Annotated in this window: 21 protein-coding genes; 8 read left to right on the top strand and 13 right to left on the bottom strand. The window is 34.2% G+C overall.

All coding sequences use genetic code 11. From position 1 onward, the window contains the following. From LBU54_RS03745 to LBU54_RS03735, 3 genes are read left to right on the top strand one after another with little or no spacing between them, the layout of a single operon-like run. Nucleotides 1-306, top strand: a complete 306-nt coding sequence (locus tag LBU54_RS03745) for a hypothetical protein (protein WP_224526099.1) — start codon at nucleotides 1-3, stop codon at nucleotides 304-306. Nucleotides 307-317: 11 nt separating this feature from the next. Then, entirely contained in the window at nucleotides 318-503 is a 186-nt protein-coding gene (locus tag LBU54_RS03740; RefSeq protein WP_224526098.1) for a YgaP family membrane protein, read from the top strand. A gap of 57 nt (nucleotides 504-560) precedes the next feature. Then, nucleotides 561-923 carry a DUF4870 domain-containing protein gene (locus LBU54_RS03735; protein ID WP_224526096.1) on the top strand — a complete coding sequence of 121 codons (363 nt, stop codon included), beginning with the start codon at nucleotides 561-563 and terminating at the stop codon, nucleotides 921-923. Between the two features lie 120 nt (nucleotides 924-1,043). On the opposite strand, the gene dnaN is transcribed toward LBU54_RS03735, so the two are convergent. The 6 genes from dnaN to LBU54_RS03705 all read right to left on the bottom strand — a co-directional run bounded on the left by dnaN (nucleotide 1,044) and on the right by LBU54_RS03705 (nucleotide 6,382). Beyond that, nucleotides 1,044-2,162: a DNA polymerase III subunit beta gene (gene dnaN / locus LBU54_RS03730; protein WP_224526092.1), complete on the bottom strand. Its 1,119-nt coding sequence runs from the start codon at nucleotides 2,160-2,162 to the stop codon at nucleotides 1,044-1,046. Nucleotides 2,163-2,250: 88 nt separating this feature from the next. Beyond that, nucleotides 2,251-3,912, bottom strand: coding sequence for a gliding motility-associated ABC transporter substrate-binding protein GldG (gene gldG / locus LBU54_RS03725; protein WP_224526090.1), 1,662 nt, complete (start codon nucleotides 3,910-3,912; stop codon nucleotides 2,251-2,253). Further along, complete coding sequence (locus LBU54_RS03720; protein WP_224526089.1) at nucleotides 3,893-4,402, bottom strand: hypothetical protein; 510 nt, start codon at nucleotides 4,400-4,402, stop codon at nucleotides 3,893-3,895. The genes gldG and LBU54_RS03720 overlap by 20 nt, the downstream gene beginning before the upstream one ends. Before the next feature lie 2 nt (nucleotides 4,403-4,404). Next, entirely contained in the window at nucleotides 4,405-5,127 is a 723-nt protein-coding gene (gene gldF, locus LBU54_RS03715) for a gliding motility-associated ABC transporter permease subunit GldF (RefSeq protein WP_224526086.1), read from the bottom strand. A 119-nt stretch (nucleotides 5,128-5,246) separates the two neighbouring features. Beyond that, entirely contained in the window at nucleotides 5,247-5,543 is a 297-nt protein-coding gene (locus tag LBU54_RS03710; RefSeq protein WP_224526083.1) for a putative quinol monooxygenase, read from the bottom strand. Further along, nucleotides 5,543-6,382 (bottom strand): SAM hydrolase/SAM-dependent halogenase family protein, encoded by an 840-nt coding sequence (locus LBU54_RS03705; RefSeq protein WP_224526079.1) that lies wholly within the window; start codon nucleotides 6,380-6,382, stop codon nucleotides 5,543-5,545. The genes LBU54_RS03710 and LBU54_RS03705 overlap by 1 nt, the downstream gene beginning before the upstream one ends. 111 nt (nucleotides 6,383-6,493) lie before the next feature. On the opposite strand from LBU54_RS03705, the gene LBU54_RS03700 reads away from it, so the two are divergent. Continuing rightward, the gene (locus LBU54_RS03700) at nucleotides 6,494-7,447 is read left to right on the top strand and encodes a PhoH family protein (RefSeq protein WP_224526076.1); all 954 of its coding nucleotides are present in this window, start codon (nucleotides 6,494-6,496) and stop codon (nucleotides 7,445-7,447) included. Between the two features lie 2 nt (nucleotides 7,448-7,449). Continuing rightward, nucleotides 7,450-8,403, top strand: a complete 954-nt coding sequence (locus LBU54_RS03695; RefSeq protein WP_224526074.1) for a phosphoribosylaminoimidazolesuccinocarboxamide synthase — start codon at nucleotides 7,450-7,452, stop codon at nucleotides 8,401-8,403. Here the strand turns inward: LBU54_RS03695 and LBU54_RS03690 are convergent, their stop codons facing one another. The 4 genes from LBU54_RS03690 to rlmD all read right to left on the bottom strand — a co-directional run bounded on the left by LBU54_RS03690 (nucleotide 8,404) and on the right by rlmD (nucleotide 11,760). Then, entirely contained in the window at nucleotides 8,404-8,934 is a 531-nt protein-coding gene (locus LBU54_RS03690; protein WP_224526072.1) for a DinB family protein, read from the bottom strand. 102 nt (nucleotides 8,935-9,036) lie between these two features. Then, a complete protein-coding gene (locus tag LBU54_RS03685; RefSeq protein WP_224526071.1) occupies nucleotides 9,037-9,798 on the bottom strand; it encodes a DUF6048 family protein in 762 nt (253 codons plus the stop codon). Beyond that, on the bottom strand, nucleotides 9,764-10,306 hold the full coding sequence (locus tag LBU54_RS03680) for a DUF6452 family protein (protein WP_224526070.1): 543 nt from the start codon (nucleotides 10,304-10,306) through the stop codon (nucleotides 9,764-9,766). Before LBU54_RS03680 ends, LBU54_RS03685 begins: the two co-directional genes overlap by 35 nt. Nucleotides 10,307-10,308: 2 nt before the next feature. Continuing rightward, entirely contained in the window at nucleotides 10,309-11,760 is a 1,452-nt protein-coding gene (gene rlmD, locus LBU54_RS03675) for a 23S rRNA (uracil(1939)-C(5))-methyltransferase RlmD (protein ID WP_224526069.1), read from the bottom strand. 230 nt (nucleotides 11,761-11,990) lie between these two features. On the opposite strand from rlmD, the gene rocD reads away from it, so the two are divergent. Further along, nucleotides 11,991-13,271, top strand: a complete 1,281-nt coding sequence (gene rocD / locus LBU54_RS03670; RefSeq protein WP_224526068.1) for an ornithine--oxo-acid transaminase — start codon at nucleotides 11,991-11,993, stop codon at nucleotides 13,269-13,271. 60 nt (nucleotides 13,272-13,331) lie between these two features. Here rocD and LBU54_RS03665 read toward each other — a convergent pair whose 3' ends face one another. Together LBU54_RS03665 and LBU54_RS03660 are read right to left on the bottom strand one after the other, a co-directional pair. Beyond that, nucleotides 13,332-13,664: a CCC motif membrane protein gene (locus LBU54_RS03665; protein WP_224526067.1), complete on the bottom strand. Its 333-nt coding sequence runs from the start codon at nucleotides 13,662-13,664 to the stop codon at nucleotides 13,332-13,334. A gap of 19 nt (nucleotides 13,665-13,683) precedes the next feature. Next, nucleotides 13,684-13,977, bottom strand: a complete 294-nt coding sequence (locus tag LBU54_RS03660; RefSeq protein WP_224526066.1) for a DUF2752 domain-containing protein — start codon at nucleotides 13,975-13,977, stop codon at nucleotides 13,684-13,686. A gap of 95 nt (nucleotides 13,978-14,072) precedes the next feature. On the opposite strand from LBU54_RS03660, the gene LBU54_RS03655 reads away from it, so the two are divergent. Further along, nucleotides 14,073-14,285 (top strand): hypothetical protein, encoded by a 213-nt coding sequence (locus LBU54_RS03655; protein WP_224526058.1) that lies wholly within the window; start codon nucleotides 14,073-14,075, stop codon nucleotides 14,283-14,285. Further along, entirely contained in the window at nucleotides 14,275-14,832 is a 558-nt protein-coding gene (locus LBU54_RS03650; RefSeq protein ID WP_224526056.1) for a Smr/MutS family protein, read from the top strand. Before LBU54_RS03655 ends, LBU54_RS03650 begins: the two co-directional genes overlap by 11 nt. Here LBU54_RS03650 and LBU54_RS03645 read toward each other — a convergent pair whose 3' ends face one another. After that, entirely contained in the window at nucleotides 14,833-15,735 is a 903-nt protein-coding gene (locus LBU54_RS03645) for a hypothetical protein (protein WP_224526054.1), read from the bottom strand. Nucleotides 15,736-15,821 lie beyond the last annotated feature (86 nt).

The following is a 15,821-nucleotide window of genomic DNA, read 5'->3' as shown; positions in this document are numbered from 1 at the left end:
ATGAAATTAGTCATTGTAACAGCCGTGGAGGAGTTTCAAAATGAGGTTTTAAAATTATTTAAAAATGCCGATATCGAGAGTTTTAGTACTTCGGATATTGATGGCTACAAAAGTTCACCTAACCTATTAGCAACATCAAGTTGGTTTCCAAGTATTAAAGGCGCAAGTGAATCGCATATGTTTTTTTCGTTTACGGAACAAGAACAGATAGAGCGTTTATTTCATTTGATTGCAGAATTTAATTCAAATATTGAAACAAACAATCCTATAAGGGGAATTGTATTACCTATTGAAAAATATATTTAATAAAACGAATTATGAAAAATAGAATTGTAAGAGGAATTGCAGGAACATTTATTTTAATTAGCTTAATTTTAGCTATATATGTAAACCAAAATTGGTTATGGTTTACAGCCTTTGTAGGAGCAAATCTGCTACAATCATCATTAACAAAATGGTGTTTAATGGATACTATTTTAGAAAAACTAGGTATAAAAAATTAAGGAAAAAGTGTAACATTTTGATTTGGTTTTCGTCCAATAAATGTAAAATCAATAAAAATGGAATCTAATTATCATACCTTAAAGCGTACGGATAATCAACTAATTATGATTACACACCTGTCTCAGCTCCTAACTTATATAACTGGCTTTGGTGGATTAATAGTACCCTTAATTATTTGGGCAACACAAAAAGAGAATGTTGAAGGCATGGATGCTCATGGTAAAGCAATAATAAATTTTCAATTAAGTATAATAATTTATTGTATACTTAGTATCCCTTTAATATTAGTTTTTGGATTGGGAATTTTGACTTTAATTTTAATAGGAATATTGGCTTTTATAATGCCTATTGTCAATGCAATAAAGGCTAGTAATGGCGAATTACCAAGCTATCCATTATCTCTTAATTTTGTTAGTTAGTTATAGCTGAATCTGATTCAGTATCTTAAGAAATGGAAATAAAAAAGGCTCACAAATTGTGAGCCTTTTTTTATGACTAGTCAAGTCGAATTTAATTAACACCTATTAATCAATATCTGATTAATTGTTGAGCATCACAGGCATTACAAGCATTGTAAGGTGCTCACCTTCATCCAATCCATCAATTGGAGTTAAAATACCTGCTCTGTTCGGTAAACTCATTTCTAACTGTACGTTATCAGAGTTTAAGTTATTTATCATTTCAGTTAAAAAACGCGAGTTGAAACCAATCTGCATGTCGTCACCTTGGTAATCACAACTCAAGCGCTCTTCAGCCTTGTTGCTGTAATCTATATCTTCTGCAGATATATTTAACTCTGCTCCCGCAATTTTTAAACGAATTTGATGTGTAGTCTTATTTGAGAAAATACTAACACGCCTAACGGAATTTAAAAATTGTAAACGGTCTATAATAAGTTTATTAGGATTTTCCTTAGGAATTACAGCCTCGTAATTAGGATATTTGCCATCTATAAGTCGGCAAATTAATACTGAATTCTCAAAAGTAAATCTTGCATTAGAATCGTTGTATTCTACCAAAACATCATCATCACTACCAGCCAGAATACCTTTTAAAAGGTTAAGTGGTTTCTTGGGCATTATGAACTCTGCAGTTTCTGTAGCACTAACATCAGCTCTCGTGTATTTAACAAGTTTGTGCGCATCTGTCGCAACGAATGTTAAATTATCTTGTGAAAATTGAAAAAACACGCCGCTCATTACTGGTCTAAGATCGTCATTTCCAGCGGCAAAAATAGTTTTGCTAATTGCTGTTGCAAGTATATCTCCCATAATTGTAGTCTTGCTTGCATCTTCTACCGAAACAGCATTTGGGAACTCTGCTCCATCGGCATATGCTAAGGCATATTTACCATGGTTTGAGCTAATTTCTACAGTGTTATTATCCTCTACTACAAAGGTTAGTGGTTGTTCAGGAAATGTCTTTAACGTGTCTAACAACAATCTAGCTGGTAGGGCGATGCTACCTTCAGAATCACTTTCCACCTCTATGGTAGAAGACATTGTAGTTTCTAAATCACTTGCTGAAATCGTTAATTTTGATTGGTTTAATTCAAATAAAAAGTTGTCAAGAATGGGTAACGTATTGCTGTTATTTATTACGCCACCTAAAACCTGAAGTTGTTTTAGTAAATATGTACTTGAAACTATAAATTTCATGAATGCAATTTTGAATTTTATCTAATAAATGAGTCCTACAAATATATCCTAATAGATGGGTTTAATAAAACAAACTTATTAACAATATCTAGACATATCGTTTCCTTCTAAAGTAGTTAAATCCAAATCCAAATGCGGCAAGTAAAACCAAGGGTAAGACAATATTCATGAGTTGCCATTTTGCTTTATTTTCACCAATCTTATCAGAATCCAAAAAAGCAACTCCGATTTCTTTTGCTCTTATGTTTATAAGTCCAGTATCGTCCAAAAGATAATTTACTGTGTTTAATAAAAACTCTTTATTGCCAAAAGCTTTTCCTGTTACTTCGTCAAATCCCAATTCTTGCGGTCTATTTCGTACCACTTTATTTTTAATTACGTCTCCATCAGATATTACTACCATTTTTGTTGGTTTACCCACATTTTGAAAGTTATTTACTTTAAACGGTAAAATTCGTTTATCATAAACGGAAGTAAATTGACCTTCAAGCAATACCGCCAGATTTTGGCTTCCCTGGCTATAAGACTGTACATCTGGGTTTTGAGTTACCTCGGAGAGCGCTATCTCGGTTGGTACACCTTCTAGCTTCGAATTAGGAGAACTAACTAATAATACGGTTTTCTTAATGTTATTTTTGAGAGTGTCTATTGGACTAGCGAAATCAAATTTAACCAGATTCAGATTTTTCGTTATGGGATGTGAAGAATTAGACTTGGCCAATGGTGAATACTGCCATTGAATGGGTTGAAGTTGCGCCTTGCTACCTTCACCAATAGCTAACATAATAGGTGCAGAAAACAAATCTTTGACTAAGCTTGGATTAACACGGATACCATATTTGAAGAAAAAGTCATTTAAGTTTAAATCGCGCAAAATCGATACGCCTGAGTTTGTAGCATTGTATAAACTGTCCTTGTCCATAATTACTGATTCCGTGAGCCATAAACTTTTACCGCCATTTAAGATATACTGGTCCAGAACGAGTTTTTCTGTTTCCGAAAAGGCTTCACTTGGTTTAGCCACAACAATGAGATCATATAACTTTAGTTTGTCTAAGGTACCTTGAGGATTTGAGGACACACTGTCTAGCGTAAATTGAGCCAGATTATAGTAGGGCTTGACTGTTTTAAGAAAATCTGCAATATATAAGTCATTTAGTTGACCATTGCCTTTTAAAACGGCAATATTTTTGTTTTTAGGTTTTGTTAATTGACTAAAACCATCAGCAAATGCATATTCTAGCGATTGAATTGAATTTGTAATCTGCTCCTGAAGACTCTTAGTAATACTCCGTTTCAACAATGGAATTTTTACAGTTTTGTCCTTGTAACTTGCAAATGCCCAGGGAAAAATAATTTCTTGCGTTACTTTACCAGTGCTGTTATCGGTGTTTATATAAGGTTCTAATCCCGATTTTGTAAGTTCTTCTATATTTCTTTGTCTAGTGTTTTCGTCTTCTATTGGATTAATGTAATTGACAAGTATTTTGTCTGAAATTAAATTGAACTCTTCTAACAACTGTTTCGTCTCATTTCGAAGTAATCTAAATTCTGAAGGGAAATCACCCTCTAAAAACATGTCAATTATAATTGGGGCATCCAATTCTTCAACCAATTCCACAGATGTTTTCGATAAGGTATAACGGTTGTCTTTAGTTAAATCAAATCGCTGATATACTTTGCTAGAGAGCACATTGACTAAGATTAGTCCAAGTATTACAACTGTTATATTAATTGCCGTTTTCTTCATCCTTGGTTTCAAAGGTTATAATTTCTTGATAGGGTCTAAGCGCTACCAATTTGTTGTTTTTAAATTGTAATTCAACACATTCCTTTTGATCGTTAAAAGCACCAGGTTCTATTCCCATACCATAGTTCCACCTATTTACGTCGTGCATTTTATTCGCATCGTCCCAAGATAGCCATTCAGATTTACCCAATAAGGCTTCTGTTTTTTCTTTCGAAAGCCCAATTAAGGTGTCAGTTGATATGGTATTGTCAATCATCTCATATCTCAAAGCTGGTTTTTCAATCCATGCTTCGCTATTAAAATATTTTTGATGGTGATAGTTGCTAATAATATTCACAAAAGGGTAGAAGACATAGAAATAAATTAAGGGAGTTAACACAAGGCTTATTAAACCTGTTAGCCATTTTCTTTTATCTACTGTATTAAAAAACGCAAACAGCAGGATAAAAACTAATAGCATAAAAATGATCAAAAGTGGCGTTATTATCATAGCTATTGCGTTTTTATTTTAAGTTTAGTAAAAAACAAAAACCCAATGGTTATACTTGTAAAATAGATAAGGTCTCTTGTGTCTATAACGCCACGGCTCATGCTATTGTAATGTGATGCCATGCCTATGTTTTCTAGATAGATTAGATGTCCAAAAGGCGTATAGTTTGAAATTCCCTCAAAACCAAAATAGAAAAAGAAGCATATAAAGACTGCAATGATAAAAGCTACAATTTGATTGTCGGAAAATGTTGAAGAAAAAATACCAATTGCAGTATAAGCACTTATTAAAAAAAGTAATCCAATATAAGATCCAATCGTACTGCCAAGGTCAATATTACCTTTGGGACTTCCCAACTCAGAAATTGAATAGACGTATAATAGCGTTGGTATTACGGCTAATAGTATTAAAACAAGTGCTCCAAAATACTTGCCTAGAACAATTTGAGAATAGGTTAGAGGTTTGGTTACTAAAAGTTCTAGCGTGCCTTGTTTTTTTTCATCGCTAAATGTTCTCATTGTTACTGCAGGTACAAGGAAAATGAGTATCCAAGGTGCTAGTTGAAAAAACGAAACTAAACTAGCCTCACCAGCATCAAATACATTAAAGCTTCCTTTAAAAACCCAAAGGAATAGCCCATTCAAAAGTAAAAAAACACCAATTACAAGGTAACCAATGGGTGAAGCAAAGAAGATATTTATTTCCTTTTTTAGTATTGCTAGCATTGTATTTTTTGTTCTATCAATAACGATCGCATTTGCAACGTTGTAATCTTTAATTTTATTTTACCACTTTGACACTCTAAACTCAATCATAATAAAAATTAGGTTTAAAAGTTGATTTGTCAATCTAAGCTCACTAATTTATTAACACTCCAAGCTTCGGGTTTTGCATTAAACAGGGGTTTAGTTATAGCCCACACCGCATCGAATAATTCTGAATTCCTGTAATTTTCCAGAGCATTAGCTGATTCCCAATAACTGTAGGTAAAAAAAACATTGCTACTGTTCCGGTCTTGATACAATTCTAAAAAGCTACAACCTTCAAATGCTCTTATTTTTAGTTTGTTTTTTTCAAAATTAGCAAGGAATTCTTCAACTTTTATAGGTTTAAAACTCATTTTTACAATTCTTACCAACATCAATTAATTTTATTAAAATTAATAGTCACCGTGTCCATTTTTTTTAAACCCATTAAGGTTGATGCTCCACCTACGGTTTGGCAGTTGCTTTTATAAACGGCGATTTCTAAAAATCCCGAAGAATTAAAAACCACCAATCCTTTACCTTCGTCATGTCGCTTGGATTCGTCAATTTCAAAATTTACAAAATCACTGTACTTGTCGTAGATAATATCAAATCTGTGGTTACGGGCAAAAATTTCGTATGGTCTCGTTTTTTGAACACTTTCAAAAAATTTACGCTTAATATTTGTAACAACGTTACCGTAATTATCAATGTATATAACGCTACCAATTATCTGGTTCTTTTCGTCATTAACAAAAGGCGCTAAATTCTTAATTGGTTTGATAGTGTTGATAACTTTTCCTATCACCTCAAGTGTTCCTCCTCTTGCAATATGACATGCAACTTTTACAAAAATATCCAGTACCGGAAATTTAGTTTCAATTTTATCATGAATATTAATTTCAACGATTTTCTCAGGAACAATTTCCGCACACAACATACTCATTATGCCATTGTTTGCACATATAAAGTAATGGTCATCTAATCTGACTGCAATGTGCTTATTTTCAGGATTTAACTCAGCATCAATTCCTATAATGTGAATGGTTCCTTTTGGGAAACTGCTGTAGGCATTTGATATAATGTAGGCCGCTTCTGAAATATTAAATGGTGAAACGGAATGCGAAATATCCACAATTCTGATATCTGAAATTTCGCTGTAAATAGCTCCTTTTACGGCTCCGGCAAAATGATCTTTTTCTCCAAAATCAGTGGTTAAAGTTATTATTGCCATGGATTAATTGTTGATAATTTTTTTAAGAAACCTGATGGTAAAATTGCTAGATTTGTGTGTACACAAAACTAATAAAACAAAACAGATTAACATACATAATACTGCACGCTTTTGAACGAACTTATACTAGAACTCGAAGAAATTACACCTAAAGAATTCTTCGGTGCCCAAAATGCAAATATAGAGCTATTAAAAAAGTATTTTCCCAAACTAAAAATTGTCGCAAGAGGTAATAAAATCAAGGCCTACGGAGATGAAGATCTACTAGAAGAATTTGATAGAAGGATGATGATGCTGATGGGACATTTTGGCAAGTATAATAAGTTAGACGAAAATGTTATTGAACGTGTTTTGACTAGTCAAAGCAGTGACGATTATACAACCTCTGCTACAAGTGGTGAAGTAATAGTCCATGGTGTAGGTGGACGCTTAATAAAAGCACAAACCGTAAACCAAAGAAAACTTGTTGAGAGCATCAGAAAAAATGATATGGTATTTGCCATTGGTCCTGCAGGAACTGGGAAAACCTACACTGGTGTTGCATTAGCGGTACAAGCGCTTAAAAGCAAAGAGGTTAAGCGTATAATCCTTACTAGACCTGCTGTAGAGGCAGGTGAAAACCTTGGATTTTTACCCGGAGATTTAAAAGAAAAGTTAGATCCATACATGCAACCGCTATACGATGCCTTACGCGATATGATTCCGCATGAGAAATTGGATAATTACATTGAAAAGGGAATTATCCAAATTGCCCCCTTGGCTTTTATGCGCGGAAGAACTTTAGATAATGCATTTGTAATTCTTGATGAAGGCCAAAATACCACACATGCCCAAATGAAGATGTTTTTAACACGTATGGGTAAAAATGCAAAATTTTTATTGACAGGAGATCCTGGACAAGTAGATTTACCGAGACGTACAATTTCCGGATTGAAGGAAGCTTTACTGGTGCTTAAAAATGTTGAAGGAATAGGAATGGTTTATCTAGATGACAAAGATGTTATTAGGCATAAACTAGTCAAGAAAGTTATTGATGCTTACAAGAGTATTGAAAATAGAGATTAAAAATGAGCAATACTATAATTGATACCAATTTCAATTTTCCTAATCAAAAGAGTGTTTATAAAGGAAAAGTAAGAGAAGTATATAACATCAATGATGAGCTCCTAGTAATGATTGCCACAGATAGGCTCTCCGCTTTTGATGTTGTAATGCCAAAAGGAATACCTTACAAAGGTCAAATACTTAATCAGATTGCCACTAAAATGATGAAGGAGACAGAAGATCTCGTGCCAAATTGGTTAGTTGCGACTCCAGATCCTAATGTTGCAGTGGGACATCTCTGTGAACCTTTCAAAGTAGAAATGGTAATACGAGGATATATGTCTGGACATGCGGCGAGAGAGTACAAAGCGGGTAAACGATTATTATGCGGTGTAACCATGCCAGACGGTATGAAAGAAAATGATAAATTCCCAGCACCAATAATAACTCCGGCAACCAAAGCAGAAAAGGGCGACCACGATGAGGATATTTCAAGGGAAGATATATTAAAGCGTGGTATTGTTTCAGAGGAAGATTACGAAATCTTAGAGGATTACACCATAAAATTGTTCCAAAGAGGTACAGAAATTGCTAAAGAAAGAGGCTTAATATTAGTTGACACTAAATACGAATTTGGTAAGACAAAAACGGGTGAAATTGTCTTGATAGATGAAATCCATACACCAGATTCATCACGTTATTTCTACGCAGATGGGTATAAAGAACGCCAAGAAAAAGGAGAGATGCAAAAGCAACTCTCTAAAGAGTTTGTTAGACAATGGCTCATAGCTAATGGTTTTCAAGGCCTAGAAGGTCAAACAGTACCGTATATGAGTGATGAATATATTGAAACTGTTAGTGACCGTTATATAGAACTTTACGAAAATATAACTGGAGATGCATTTGTAAAAGAGGATGTTTCTGATATCCAAGCTAGAATTGAGCGTAATGTTCTTAACTATCTGGAGAACCAATAGTTAATACTGTCTTTTTAGAGTCTCAAGATGGTGTTCTACATGATAGGCCGTCCACATTATAATTTCACGTACAGGCATTTTACCCATTAAGGGATGAGGTAGTACCGTTTTGTCAAGGCTTTTATTACGCATTCGTTTTGTCTTGTATTGAAGCTTTTTATTTTCAGTTTGTAGTCTGTTAATAATGTAATGTTTGTCATTTAAATTGGGTGTCTTCATATTTTGTGATCCCTTGTAGGTTTTGCCCCTAGATTCTTCCAATCGTTCATGATACCGCCTAACAATTTCCTCATATTTTCTTGTGGGTCGGTTGGCTTTGCCAAATTTAAAGCGTAACATAAATGTTGGGATGCTCAAAGCATCATTAAGTGGTTTTATACTTTGAAGTAAATGCAAAGCTTGTTGTCCGGTAGTCCACTTACCTTGAGGCCCCTTTTGCCATTTGTCGTCAGGATGATTTTCCAACCAAGTGATTAGTTCAGTGTATTTTTGCTCAAGCAATTCAATAATAGCTTCTTTCTTCATCATCATTTGATTAATAAAGAAAAGATAGCAAATTTTTTAACAGGTTTGGTTGTTTCAATATTGCTCTAAGCAAAAATTGTGAAATAGTAAATTCAACACATATGATGGCTATTCTGCTTCTTTTTCCTGTACAACAATTTTATCCTTCTTAAAGATTGGAATTAAATACGACAGGTTGAAGTTAAAACCTGTACCTAATCTGCCACTGTCATAGGTTCTGTTAAAACCAGGAATAAATAGATTCTCAAAATTATCTGGTTCAGTTTCAGTTATTAAACCTTTGAGCTGTACATTAAAACCTGCATAAAAATTATTAAACATTTCTGCTTTCATGCCAACTTGGATTTCTAGCCAAATAGCGGTAAGACCATTAAACTCTTCATTACTCTCAACCAGTAGCTGTTCATTCCAGTACTGATTGTTAACATTATAAATACCGTAACTGTTTAATGTTTGGCTAAAGGTACTTGCACCAGCTCTAAAGCCCGCATAAAGCATGTTTTCCATATCTAGCCAATTTCTATAAAAATTGATATCGATACCACCTTTGAAGTAACTACCCTTTGTAGTATTGCTTAAAACTTCGTTGTTTATTGTACGCTCTTCATTACCTATTTCTCCTGCTAAGTAGATTCGCTTCGTCAAACGATAATCGCCTACAATTTCAAAACCAGTATAGTTGTCGTCTATAAATGTCCTTGCTAGCTTACTGATATCAGCACCTAATCTTAAACCATATTTTTGCTTAAAGACCAAGGTGTCTTTAATAACTTCTTGCTGTTGCTCTTGCGCTGTCGCATATAATGAAAAGACCAAAAGCAAAATCAAGATGCACCTAGTGGAAAAGGCGAACATGTACTGTGTTTTCATTATTTACTGTTGGTTCAACGATTTCAATATTATTAATCCAAACTTCATCATCCGATTCTACAATTGAAGACAGGCCTATGAATTGACTTTTATAACCGCAGGCTCGAGATACGTAAATAAATTCTGGAGTATAGCGTATCTCTAAAATATCAACATTTGAATTTTGCGGGTTGTTTTCGTCTAATCGCCTATTGGTATCTTTCTCAAAAATATACCTCGTGGTAGTCGATACATTTTCCTCGCCAATTAACAAAGGGAGTTCTATACGATTTACATTTGAATTAAAGACTAGTGTTTCCACTGTTTCACTCGTTGGAGGCTCTAACAATAAATCTTCTCCATAGACTGTTAGTCTAGTGACGCTTTTCAGTTCTTCTGTATTTATGATGTCATAAAACTCTACAATTAATCGTGGTGTTGTTGAAGTAGTAGCTGCGCAAATATCGTCTCGCTCACACGAAAATAAAACAGTAGTAACACTGAGTATTAATAATTGTAATCTTTTCATATTTATTTTTCGAACAAAACGACAGTTTCAATATGTGCTGTATGCGGAAACTGATCTACTAAACTCAGCTTTTTTAAATTGTATCCAGCAAGAATTAGTTGTTCAGTATCTCTTGCCTGTGTTGCTGGATTGCAAGATACATAAACCAAACGTTCTGCATTGAGGTTTATTATTTTTTTAAGGGTCTTTGGTGCAATTCCTGCACGTGCAGGATCTAAAATTATAGTCCTTATTTTATTTATGTATTCAGGATGATCTGTCAGGAATTTACCTACGTCAGATGCAATAAATTTTAGACCATCTATCCCATTGCGCTTTGCATTTTTTTTAGCATCTTCAATTGCCTCACTAACTATATCTACACCCACAATTTGAGTATTTGTGGCCTTGCTTGCCAATATTTGACCAATTGTGCCTGTCCCACAAAACAGATCCAAGACCACATTGTTATCAATGGAGGATTTATCCTCTAATGCGTAATCAACCACTTTATTGTATAACTTTTCTGCACATTTTGGATTTGTTTGAAAAAAGCTTTTGATACTAATTTCAAAATTCAGGCCGCACAGTTCTTCTACAATTTTGTCATCGCCATATACCAAATTTACAGAACCAGTTGTGGCAATAGTACGGTCGCCAATCTCATCGTTTATTGTATGCAAAAAGCCTGCTACACGATTACCAAATAAGTCAACTAAATAATTTGCAAAATTGTCTAAATCAAATTGGGCTAAACTATGTGTTGTTGTAACAAGATTAAATAGAAGTCTATTTGTTTTGTATGATTTTCTTACCACAAAATAACGAAAGAATCCCTCTTTTTTAGGACCATGCCAAGGAGATAATCCGGTCTCTTTACAATATTCGCGAATGTTTTTAAGTTTATTTTCGACTTCTTCATCAAAAAGACCTGAATCTGTGTTTAGGTTTTCACCACACCACCAAAGACCACGTCTTTTAAAGCCCAAGGTAAATTCGTCCACATCTGCTTTTAAAGCGCTATCATATCCAATTGCTGAGAATCCATACTCCATTTTATTCCTATAATGAAAGGTGTTTGGCGAGCTTATAAATTCGTCAAACTTATGGTTAATGTCATGAACCTTTCCTATACGTCTAAAAAGTTCTAAGGTACTTTGTTTTTTATATTGGTGCTGTTTTTCTATTGGTAATTTAATGTAAGGAGCACCTGGTATTTCTTGGTATGGAATTTCTATTTCATCTTCTGATGGTATTATAACTTCAATTAATTTGCCTTCGGCGTATTTTTTACTCGATTTTTTTATCTGAGCTTTTACGAGTTGACCAGGAAGTGTATTCGGAACAAAAATTACAAATTCACCATATTCATTACGGATACGGCCAATTCCTTTGCCTCCAAAAGCATAATCTTCGATTCGTATTTCTATAGTCTGACCTCTTTTTACAAACTGGTTACGTTCTCTTCTAGGCATGAATTGAAAAATTAGAGTGCAAATATAGTGGCATTTTATGATTTCTTAACAGGATGAAACACATACTATTTAAAAGATATGGACACTTTTTATTATTTTTGTAGCTCCTAGGGATGATTTCTTTCCCACGCTGAATTTTCGGAACTTCTTCGAAAGGATAAAGGTAGATAAGGAATAGTTGTTTTAGATATCCAACCAATTTGGATAGTAACCTTTTAATATGATTTAAAATGGCTGTTTTAGACCACATTTCATCGCAAGAAGCGATGGCTTTAGAAAACAAATACGGAGCACAAAATTACCATCCCTTACCAGTAGTATTAAGTAGAGGAGAAGGTGTTTATGTCTGGGATGTCGAGGGAAAGAAGTATTTTGATTTTCTCTCTGCCTATTCATCTTTAAACCAAGGACACTGTCACCCAAAAATTGTTAAAGCGATGACAGAGCAAGCGCAGCGCTTAACCTTGACTTCAAGAGCATTCTATAATGACATGCTTGGACGCTATGAAAAGTATGCAACAGAGTATTTTAAGTTTGATAAAATGCTACCGATGAATTCCGGAGCGGAAGCTGTTGAAACGGCATTGAAGCTATGCCGAAAATGGGCTTATGAGGTTAAGGGCATAGACTTGAACAAAGCCCAAATAGTGGTTTGCAAGAATAATTTTCACGGCCGGACTACAACAATAATTTCATTTTCTAATGATCCTGTTGCGAGACAGCATTTTGGACCATTTACTGAAGGGTTTGTTAAGGTTGAATACGACAATCTTAAGGAGTTAGAAATAGTATTAAGCGCAAATAAAAATATAGCTGGCTTTTTGGTCGAGCCAATCCAGGGAGAAGCTGGTGTTTATGTCCCGAGCGAGAATTATTTGAAAGAAGCTAAGGCATTATGTGAGAAATACAATGTTTTATTTATTGCAGATGAAGTACAAACGGGTATAGCACGTACCGGAAGACTACTCGCAACCTGTGGTAATTGTACTTGCGAAAATAAAGACTGTTCTGGGACTCCAGATGTTAAACCAGATATTTTAGTTTTAGGAAAAGCTTTAAGTGGTGGGCTTTATCCAGTATCTGCTGTGATGGCGAGCAATGAAATAATGAATGTAATACGTCCAGGTAACCATGGCAGTACGTTTGGAGGTAACCCAATTGCAGCTGCAGTAGCTATTGCAGCCTTAGAGGTTGTTAAAGAAGAAAAGCTTGCAGATAATGCAGATTACCTTGGGAAAGTCTTTAGAGCTGAGATGAACAAATACATTAAAAATAGCAATGTGGTAAGTTCAGTAAGGGGAAGAGGCTTGTTAAATGCTATTGTAATAAATGATGAGGAGGATAGCGATACAGCCTGGAATATCTGTTTACGACTTCGAGATAATGGACTATTGGCCAAACCTACACATGGTAATGTTATTAGATTTGCACCTCCATTGGTAATGACTGAAGATCAATTGTTGGAGTGTGTAGCTATCATAACTAAAACATTAAAAGAATTCGAAGAATAAGAATTAAAACCATAAAAAAAGCGGCCAATGAGCCGCTTTTTTATTGTTAATTATTTTCAATTACTGATTTTGCATTTCTTCCATTTTCTTCATAAGTGCTTCAGGATCTTGTAAGGCTTCCCAACCCACTTGACCAATAAACCAAGCCATATATGCAGCAAATAATACTCCGAGGATAACACCAATTATACCCATTATTTTTCCGGCTTGTACATTACCGTAACCAAGATAGTTTTCAGGTTCTTCTTTATATAATTTTGTAGCCTTACTCGCTAAAATAATCGCAACTATACCAAAAATAATTCCTGGTAAGCCATAGCAACAGCATCCAACAATAGATAAAATACCCATTACTAAGGTAAGTGTTGCGTTAGGTAACATTTGTTTTTCCATATGAGTTGATTTAAAAAGGTTAAAGAGTCTTGATTAAAAAACTAATTACAATAATACTAATATTTAATATAAATAGGCCAAGAATTACCTTATGCCCATTTTTAAAATGAAATTTTAGATGAAATAATAGATAAGCAAACATTGCAATGAGTGTGTAAATTGCCGGATACATAAAAAAAGCCTCAACAAAATCACCTTTTAAGATCAGCGCAATGGCTCGTTGCATGCCACAACCCATGCAATCTACATTGAATGTTTTTTTCCACATACATGGAAGCATATATTCTTCAACGTTATTTAGAGCTAATAACATGGTGCTAATTTAAGAATTGAAATATACTTTTTTAGCAATAGCGATTTAAAAATAATCTAAGGCTGTATTTTTGTAGTGTAAATATTAATGCAATTATGAATTTTTCTAGAATTATAAACATACTAGCCATTACAATTGGAGGTGCCATTGCTATTTACGCTCAGGCTGAAGAAAAACAAGACACTTACCTCTTGATTGGTGGGATTATTTTGTTAATGTTTGGTATTTATAGAACATCGAGAAATATTCCTAGCAAATTTGAAAAACAGGAAGAAGACTCATTTATTAAATCAGAAGATGAAGATTAAAATAGGAGATACGGTTGAGACAATAGATGATAACATAAAAGGTACAGTTACAAAAATTGAAGGAAATGTAGTTTTTATTGAGGATGAGGATGGTTTTGAAGTTCAATTTCAGACAGAAGAGTTGATGCTTACCAGACCTGATAATAGCATAAGACATTCTGTTATCAATGCGGATATAGATAATATTATAAAGGAAAAATCGATAAAAAGAAAAAAACAATCCCAAGTATCAAAACCAAAACAGCGGCATGCTCCAAAAATTGTTGTTGACTTGCATATACATCAGTTAACTGATTCTACTAAGGGCATGACAAATTTTGATATGCTTAATTTACAATTAGATACCGCAAGGCGTCAATTAGAACGCGCAATAGAAAATAGAATCCCAAAAATAGTTTTTATACATGGTGTAGGCGAAGGCGTTCTTCGTCAAGAATTAGAAACGCTATTTAGGCGATACAACAATGTTGAATTTTATGATGCAGATTATAAAACCTATGGTCTTGGCGCTACAGAGGTTAGGATATTTCAAAACTTACAGCCCTAATTAATCATTTTCAATGGTATCTTCAATAATATAATTGCCCAATTGAATAACTGTTGCATCTATGATGTCCAATCCGATATCTTCTAAAACAAAATTACTGGTGGTTGTACGCTTGTAAGAATTGCCAATAAAACCAAAATCTGCAAATTCAGTGTTTGCACTAGGATGATTGTATAGATAACGCAAGACATTTATACCTTCTTCATTAGGTACAAAATCGTTTAGCGGATTAGGAGTTGGGCCCTCGTCTTCTAAACGCGTTAATGCGCCGTCACCGTCATCGTCCACATCCAAATAATTAGGACTACCGTCATTATCAGTATCGTCATTAGTTGGGTCTCCGTCATTATCAATATCCTCATTTATTGTAGGTACATTGTCATTATCGTCGTCTTTGTCCAAATAATCTGCGATACCGTCCATGTCAAAATCGTCATTTGTTGGGTCGCCATCGCCATTTCGGTCTTCCAATTCAGTTGGTATGCCGTCTTCATCATCGTCTACAATTGTAACTGTAACTTTTACGTTTCCACCATCAGTTTCGTAATCCTCAATTACAACTAAACTTGGGTCCGATAATTCATTGCACAACACATTACTGCCAATAACATTACTATATGTTCTATAATTAAAACGGATTCCGGTTCCAGGTCCAATTTCTACATTATGTGGTTCTCCTTCTGGTGTTACTTCGGTAAAAAGGTAGTCATATGTTGGTTTGGGAAGTGTGAGAATGAGTGCTTCACTGGGATCTTCTCGGGTATTGTATAGTAAGTAAACCGACTCAAAATTATCACAGCGCTCTAGTTCGTCATCAAAATCTAATGATATATTTAGTATATCACCATCATCACATGCAGAAAAAATTAGACATATAAAGACAATACAAAAACGACGTATCATAGATTCAATTTTCAACAAAAATAAATCATTTGCGAAATTATAACGCTCAAGTATTTAAATAATTTTATTTGCAATATTTTTGCACC

It is taken from the genome of Winogradskyella alexanderae, assembly GCF_020166335.1.
Taxonomy (GTDB): Bacteria; Bacteroidota; Bacteroidia; order Flavobacteriales; family Flavobacteriaceae; genus Winogradskyella; species Winogradskyella alexanderae.
The sequence above is the reverse complement of the archived record's forward strand: the minus strand, read 5'-3'. Positions and strand labels throughout refer to the sequence as shown.

What these genes read in the sequence shown, in the direction of transcription:
- LBU54_RS03665 (WP_224526067.1), bottom strand. Translation starts at nt 13,664, where the DNA reads ATGGAAAAACAAATGTTACCTAACGCAACACTTACCTTAGTAATGGGT.
- LBU54_RS03650 (WP_224526056.1), top strand. Translation starts at nt 14,275, where the DNA reads ATGAAGATTAAAATAGGAGATACGGTTGAGACAATAGATGATAACATA.
- LBU54_RS03655 (WP_224526058.1), top strand. Translation starts at nt 14,073, where the DNA reads ATGAATTTTTCTAGAATTATAAACATACTAGCCATTACAATTGGAGGT.
- LBU54_RS03705 (WP_224526079.1), bottom strand. Translation starts at nt 6,382, where the DNA reads ATGGCAATAATAACTTTAACCACTGATTTTGGAGAAAAAGATCATTTT.
- LBU54_RS03740 (WP_224526098.1), top strand. Translation starts at nt 318, where the DNA reads ATGAAAAATAGAATTGTAAGAGGAATTGCAGGAACATTTATTTTAATT.
- LBU54_RS03660 (WP_224526066.1), bottom strand. Translation starts at nt 13,977, where the DNA reads ATGTTATTAGCTCTAAATAACGTTGAAGAATATATGCTTCCATGTATG.
- LBU54_RS03720 (WP_224526089.1), bottom strand. Translation starts at nt 4,402, where the DNA reads ATGATAATAACGCCACTTTTGATCATTTTTATGCTATTAGTTTTTATC.
- LBU54_RS03745 (WP_224526099.1), top strand. Translation starts at nt 1, where the DNA reads ATGAAATTAGTCATTGTAACAGCCGTGGAGGAGTTTCAAAATGAGGTT.
- LBU54_RS03680 (WP_224526070.1), bottom strand. Translation starts at nt 10,306, where the DNA reads ATGAAAAGATTACAATTATTAATACTCAGTGTTACTACTGTTTTATTT.
- gldF (WP_224526086.1), bottom strand. Translation starts at nt 5,127, where the DNA reads ATGCTAGCAATACTAAAAAAGGAAATAAATATCTTCTTTGCTTCACCC.
- LBU54_RS03735 (WP_224526096.1), top strand. Translation starts at nt 561, where the DNA reads ATGGAATCTAATTATCATACCTTAAAGCGTACGGATAATCAACTAATT.
- LBU54_RS03710 (WP_224526083.1), bottom strand. Translation starts at nt 5,543, where the DNA reads ATGTTGGTAAGAATTGTAAAAATGAGTTTTAAACCTATAAAAGTTGAA.
- rlmD (WP_224526069.1), bottom strand. Translation starts at nt 11,760, where the DNA reads ATGCCTAGAAGAGAACGTAACCAGTTTGTAAAAAGAGGTCAGACTATA.
- dnaN (WP_224526092.1), bottom strand. Translation starts at nt 2,162, where the DNA reads ATGAAATTTATAGTTTCAAGTACATATTTACTAAAACAACTTCAGGTT.
- gldG (WP_224526090.1), bottom strand. Translation starts at nt 3,912, where the DNA reads ATGAAGAAAACGGCAATTAATATAACAGTTGTAATACTTGGACTAATC.
- LBU54_RS03690 (WP_224526072.1), bottom strand. Translation starts at nt 8,934, where the DNA reads ATGATGATGAAGAAAGAAGCTATTATTGAATTGCTTGAGCAAAAATAC.
- LBU54_RS03685 (WP_224526071.1), bottom strand. Translation starts at nt 9,798, where the DNA reads ATGAAAACACAGTACATGTTCGCCTTTTCCACTAGGTGCATCTTGATT.
- rocD (WP_224526068.1), top strand. Translation starts at nt 11,991, where the DNA reads ATGGCTGTTTTAGACCACATTTCATCGCAAGAAGCGATGGCTTTAGAA.
- LBU54_RS03695 (WP_224526074.1), top strand. Translation starts at nt 7,450, where the DNA reads ATGAGCAATACTATAATTGATACCAATTTCAATTTTCCTAATCAAAAG.
- LBU54_RS03645 (WP_224526054.1), bottom strand. Translation starts at nt 15,735, where the DNA reads ATGATACGTCGTTTTTGTATTGTCTTTATATGTCTAATTTTTTCTGCA.